The sequence below is a fragment of the Geobacter argillaceus genome (genome assembly GCF_007830735.1).
Taxonomy (GTDB): Bacteria; Desulfobacterota; Desulfuromonadia; order Geobacterales; family DSM-12255; genus Geomobilibacter; species Geomobilibacter argillaceus.
Genome location: NZ_VLLN01000054.1, coordinates 1 through 5,970 on the forward strand (window position 1 = coordinate 1; position 5,970 = coordinate 5,970).

General features: G+C 56.2%; 7 protein-coding genes. 6 read left to right on the plus strand and 1 reads right to left on the minus strand.

What is annotated here, in order from left to right; genetic code table 11:
• The 5 genes from JN12_RS20130 to JN12_RS20150 all read left to right on the plus strand — a co-directional run.
• Window positions 1–497: MMPL family transporter (locus JN12_RS20130; RefSeq protein WP_145026285.1), on the plus strand; the 497-nt coding region annotated here is incomplete at its 5' end.
• A gap of 75 nt (window positions 498–572) precedes the next feature.
• Window positions 573–884 (plus strand): EthD family reductase, encoded by a 312-nt coding sequence (locus JN12_RS20135; protein ID WP_145026290.1) that lies wholly within the window; start codon window positions 573–575, stop codon window positions 882–884.
• An 82-nt stretch (window positions 885–966) separates the two neighbouring features.
• Entirely contained in the window at window positions 967–1,770 is an 804-nt protein-coding gene (locus JN12_RS20140) for an SDR family NAD(P)-dependent oxidoreductase (RefSeq protein ID WP_145026293.1), read from the plus strand.
• A gap of 167 nt (window positions 1,771–1,937) precedes the next feature.
• On the plus strand, window positions 1,938–2,744 hold the full coding sequence (locus JN12_RS20145; protein ID WP_145026296.1) for an IclR family transcriptional regulator: 807 nt from the start codon (window positions 1,938–1,940) through the stop codon (window positions 2,742–2,744).
• 178 nt (window positions 2,745–2,922) lie between these two features.
• Entirely contained in the window at window positions 2,923–3,387 is a 465-nt protein-coding gene (locus JN12_RS20150; protein ID WP_145026299.1) for a hypothetical protein, read from the plus strand.
• Between the two features lie 95 nt (window positions 3,388–3,482).
• Here the strand turns inward: JN12_RS20150 and JN12_RS20155 are convergent, their stop codons facing one another.
• On the minus strand, window positions 3,483–4,883 hold the full coding sequence (locus tag JN12_RS20155; protein ID WP_246125939.1) for a sigma-54 interaction domain-containing protein: 1,401 nt from the start codon (window positions 4,881–4,883) through the stop codon (window positions 3,483–3,485).
• A 566-nt stretch (window positions 4,884–5,449) separates the two neighbouring features.
• Between JN12_RS20155 and JN12_RS20160 the strand changes: the two genes are divergently transcribed.
• Window positions 5,450–5,970: acyl-CoA dehydrogenase family protein (locus JN12_RS20160; RefSeq protein WP_211360597.1), on the plus strand; the 521-nt coding region annotated here is incomplete at its 3' end.

Consider the following 5,970-nt stretch of genomic DNA (forward strand, 5'->3'; position numbering starts at 1 on the left):
GGAGCTGGCGGGCCGTACTGGTGGCGATCCTGCCGCTCGTCCTCACCTCGATCCTGTGCGAGGCGCTGATGGTGGCACTTGGCATCGGCGTCAAGGTCGCCACCCTGCCGGTCATCGCGCTGGGGGTGGGGATCGGCATCGACTATGCGCTGTATCTGCTCAGCATGCAGCTCAAATACCAGCGGGAAGGGCTACCGCTGGGCGAGGCGTACCAGAAGGCGGTGCAGTTCACCGGCAAGGTCGTTGGGCTCGTTGGGATCACCCTGGCCGGCGGGGTCATCACCTGGTCCCTGTCGCCGATCAAGTTCCAGGCCGACATGGGAATCCTCCTGACCTTTATGTTCCTCTGGAACATGATCGGGGCACTCATCCTCATCCCGGCCCTCTCCCACTTCTTTCTCAGGAATGTCCATGACGAGGTGGAGGTGACTGCCGAGGAGCGGGTGCCATCTTCTATTGATGCGGTTGAGTGTCGTGCCGTTCAGTTGCCCGAATAACAGGGTACGTCAATGCCGTTTTGCTGATAAAAACACAATCCAAGCCGAACATGCGGCGACAAAGGAGAAATGAACATGATCAAGGTCAGCGTGCTCTATCCACATGGTGCAGGAAGCAGATTCGACATGGAGTATTACTGTACCAGCCATATGCCGATGGTTCGGGAAAAGCTCGGTACGGCATGCAAAGGTGTCGCTGTCGAACAGGGGCTGGGAGGTGGAGAGCCGGGATCACCGGCGCCCTACGTTGCCATGGGGCACATGTTGTTTGATTCGGTGGAGGCTTTCCAGGCCGCCTTTGGCCCCCACGCGGAAACGTTCATGGGGGATATTCCCAACTACACGGACATTCAGCCGGTTATCCAGATCAGCAGCGTGAAAATGTAGAACATCAATGTAGGGGGGGCAGACCCATGTGTCTGCCCAAAACAGGGCGCACACGCGGGTGCGCCCCTACAGGGGGGATCAGATGAAAATAGACCTGTCTGGCAAGGTAGCTTATGTATCAGGGGGGGCGGCCGGGATCGGTGCTGCCATTGCGCAGATATTCGCGGAGCAGGGTGCGAGCGTTGCCATAGGTGATGTGCAGGCGGAGCGGGGCGAGGCGACCGCAACACTGATTCGCGAAAACGGCGGCAAAGCGATGTTCATCCGCCATGACGCCGCCGAGGAAGCGCAGTGGGTTGCCACGCTGGCACGGACCATCGATGAGTTCGGCGGTCTGGATATTCTCGTTAACAACGCCGCCATCGAGCAAACCTGCATGATCGCCGATGTCGAGTTCTCCGATGTTCAAAAACTCATTGGGATCAACGTTACGGGGATGATTCTCGGGCACAAGCACGCCATCAGGGCCATGCGCCCGGGCGGGCCAGCCGGAAAGGGGGGGAGCATTATCAATCTGTCATCAGTTTCGGGGTTGATCGGTACCCCGGGACTGGGAGTCTATACCGCCTCTAAAGGTGCCGTACGGTTGTTCAGCAAGTCGGCGGCGGTGGAATGCGGGCGCCTCGGTTACGGCATCCGGGTTAATTCCATCTATCCCGGGCTGGTCGAGACCGACATGGGCAACAAACTGGTGGAAGATTTCGTTAAACTCGGCGTCTTCTCGGATCGTGCTGATGCACTGCAGCAGATGCTGGCAGGCTACCCGATAGGTCGCACAGGTGTACCGGCAGACATTGCCAATGCCGCCCTTTTCCTGGCCTCGGATCTGTCGAGCTGGGTGACCGGCACGGAGATTGTCGTTGATGGCGGTATGACCGCCTGTTGAATCGATGCATTATGCTTCCTGGCACGGTGCGGCAAAGCAGTTCAGAACTGTTTGGGGCTGCCTCGCTGTTAGCGGCCAGTGAGCGGACGGCACTGTGTGTGATGGACTGATGGTACGCTGGGACTCGGAACCAGTGCATGGCCTGAATTACCATTGCTATCGTGATCATGATGAAAAAACAAACAACAAATTATAGAATCTACACTGTTGAGTATGCCCTCGATGTCCTGGAACAGTTTCTGGATAATACAGACGAGCTTGGTATGACTGAGCTGCGAAAGCGTCTGAACCTCAATAAATACACACTTGGCAGGTTGTTGGCCACCCTGGCGTCACGCAGCTATATCGAAGTAAACAATGGCACGGATTGTTACCGGCTTGGGATAAGAAACCTGGAAATGGGGCAGAGTGCCATCAAGCAGATGAAGCTTCCTCGTCAGGCACGAGCCGTCTTGGAATCGGTGGTACGGGATTGCAACGAAACCACGGACGTAGCGATCATGCGAGGATCAGAAATTTATTGCCTCGATGCAGTCGAATCTTCCCACCCGGTGAGGGTTGTTCCGCGCATGGGCACTATGCTCCCAGCCCATTGCACGGCAGCTGGCAAGGTGCTCCTCGCAAACGGGTCCGAAGCGGACCTGCAGAGGTACCTTTCAGAGGATCTCAGGCAACTGACAATGAATACCATTATTGACCGAGACCAATTCAGGCGGCTTCTCAGCACGATAGCTGCTCAGGATTATGCGCTTGAAGATGAGGAGTTAAACCTGGGGGTACGAAGCGTTGCCGCTCCGATTCGCAACTATACCGGGGGCGTCGTTGGCGCTGTCAGCGTTTCCGGTCCCATTATGCGTTTCAATACAGCGAGAATGTATGACGAACTGGTCCCACAGGTGAAGAGAGCTGCCAAAGAAATTTCCCTGCGGCTCGGGTATTATCATGCTGATACTGTTCAACTATCAGAGGGTTAGTTCGGCAATGCTGTCAGTTGTGGCCAGTCGAGAAGATGGGGCTCAGAAGTTCAGACCAAGCACGTGAGGACTATTACAAAAAGGTAGCGTAACACTTATCTTGTGTCCAGGTTGCCGGGTGCGCTATATTAAATAATCACGCGTTTTGATCCGGAACTTAGCAAGAGGAGACCTGTCAATGCACAATTTCAATGACACTGACCGTGAAAAGAAAAGTGGCAGAATCAGGCTGCCGGATAATCCCGGCAATCTGTCCAATGAAGCGCTGTCTCAGCTGGAACATGTTGTCAAATCAGCCGTAAAAGATGGTTACGTATCATGCCCAGCCGGTTGGAAGGTTGCCAAGGATGCCGGTGTTTCCCGTCTCGATGTCGGGGCCATGATCGATAAGCTCGGTATCCGCGTTACGGACTGCCAACTTGGCTGCTTCTCAGTGAAAAAGACCGCATACACCGGTTCGGTGACCGAACCGGTCAGTGAACCGGTGGTCTGCCGCGTCGAGGCCCTCGGGGAAAATGGTGAGCTCACCTGTTCCAGCGTCTTCGCCCTGGCCCGTGAACTGAACGTCAAACCCATGTCCGTCGCGGACGCGGCAAATGTCCGGGGCTACAAGATACGGCAGTGTCAGCTTGGTTGCTTCTAGGAGTTTATCGGACTTGACATGAATCAACTGTGAGAACGTTACCTCGGTCCGTGTTTCGCAACCATAGTCTCAACTGCCTAATTCAGGACGATCTCTTAGTCTATGCCCAGTCGATTCATCTTTTTGTAGAGGGCGGTACGGTGAATCCCGAGCATACGGGCAGTGAGTGCCCGATTGCCACCAGCTGTCTGCAGGGCCGATTCGATGGCGGCGCGTTCGGCTCTGGCCAATTGTTCTTCCAATGTCCCCGAAATTCCCGTGCTCTGGCCTTTATGAAGTGATGGTGGCAGATGGTGCGGCTCGATGGTTATTCCTTGGGCCTTCCAGGCCATCTGGCGCATTACTCCCCGCAGTTCGCGGACATTACCGGGCCAGTCATGCGACATCAGGGCTTCGGCGGCCCCTTCGGAGATCTTTAGCATGGGCAGCCGTTCATTACGGCATACTTCAGTCAGAAAGTGTCTTGCCAGGAGTGGGATATCTTCCGGTCGGGACCTCAGTGTAGGAATGTCGATCGGGAACTCGTTAATGCGATAATACAGATCGCTCCGGAACTTGCCGGTGTTGACGTTTGTGCCCAGATCGCGGTTGGTTGCAGTAATGAGACGGAAATCCACAGGAATCGGTGCCGTGCCGCCCAGGCGATCTATCTTGCGCTCTTCCAGTACGCGCAACAGTTTGGCCTGGCTTTCCAGGGGTAGCTCCCCAACTTCGTCCAAAAACAGGGTGCCGCCACAGGCAAGTTCGAACTTCCCCGGTTTCCCTTTTCGCTTTGCGCCGCTGAAGGCCCCTTCTTCATAGCCAAAAAGTTCCGACTCGATCAGGTCGCGGGGGATGGCGCCACAGTTTATCGCCACAAATGGCCCCTTTTTTCGACCCGAGGCCTCGTGCAGGGCTTGGGCGAAGAGTTCCTTGCCGGTGCCGCTTTCGCCCAGTATGAGCACTTTTGCCGAAGAGTCTGCTATGCGGCGAGCCTGGTCGATGATGCTGAGCATCACCGGGCTTTTTGTGAGGATATTCTCGAATGAGTAGCGCTCTCCGCGCATCTCGTTCAGCAGGGTTTCGTAGCGTTCCACCTGCCGTTCCATGGTGCGCACCCGGCCGGCAAGCTTTTCCACTTGATCCGTGCTCTGGAAGATGATTCTGCCGACGGCGCCGATTACCTCCCTGTCCCGCCTGATGGGGAGGTTTACCGTAATTTTGGTCTTGCCTTGCAGGTCAACGACCTGGGCACGATCAGCCACGCCGGTTCGGGCCACCTCCGACAAGCGGCTGGCCGGGGCCAGGTCCGAAAGGGCGAGCCCGGCCCCGCCTCCCGGCTCAAGGCCGAACCAGCGTTCATTTGACGGGCTGAGCAGCGTAATCTTCCCTTTCGTATCAACGACCGTCAGCCCTTCAGAGGGACTGTCGAGCATCATCCGCACCATCTCCTCATTCATGGGACAGTCGCCGTAGGGACCAAGGATCAGATCCGCTGCCCTGACACGCCTGACCACAAGCACTTCGGTTCTTGGTTGACCTTCGGTCTGTACGAACCAGTCTTTACCCCAAAATCTCCACTCCCCGGGCTTCAAACCTTGAAGTTCATCGGGAAGGAGCCCTCCCTCCGTGATCTCCGGATGCGTCGAAGCAAAGAAGTCATGGTTCAAAGCGGTAACGTGGCCTGTTTCGTTCAAAAAAACGATGCCGCAGCGACAATAGGTGGCTTTACGGAATAGGGCCGTCTTGTTAGGTGTATCCATTGGTCAACATGTCTCCTCTGGGAAACTCCTTGCAGTGGTGCCCTGTTCATGGCTATGCGGAGTACTGTTGTATACGAGCGTCTACATAAAAAGGGTATAGCAAATTGTGTCCTGTTTGTATACATCAAAAACTATTCAAAGAAAACGGATAGTTATGGACTTGTTTTATCTTTTAATAAACCTGGCACAAACAATGAAATATAAAAACGTTATACAGCGTGGCGGATTGCTTGTCACGCCGGATCGGATTTTCGCAGCTGTCTGCGGGGAATCCTTAATCGAAAACCAACAAAGGACAGATATCAGACAGGAGGGGACAGATGTTTACCAACAACGAAGAGATACGCATCGTAACCGACACTATCCGCCAGGCGGCCCGGGAGCGGATCGCCCCGGTAGCGGCCGACATAGACGCCACGGGCGAGCTTGACAGCGAGGTGCTGTCGCTGTTGTGGGATCTGGGGCTCATGACCATGGTCTTCCCGCCGCAGTATGGCGGTGCGGAGCAGAGCCAGGGAACCCTGCTTTGTACGGCGGTGGAGGAGATCGCCCGCCACTGCGCCTCGTCGGCCCTCATGCTGATCATTCAGGCCGTGGGGAGCTACCCGCTGTTGCACGGCGGCAGTCCCGAACTGCTGGCCAAGGTGCTGCCGCGGATCGTGACGAACCAGGAGCTGGCCGCCTACCTGGTATCGGAGCCCGGCGCCGGGTCCGATGTCGGTTCCATCCGCACCACGGCGGTCCGGGACGGCAACGAGTACGTCATCTCCGGGACCAAATGCTTTTCGACGAACGGCCCGGTGGCCGCCTTTTACACGGTCCTGGCCCGCACCTCCGAGAA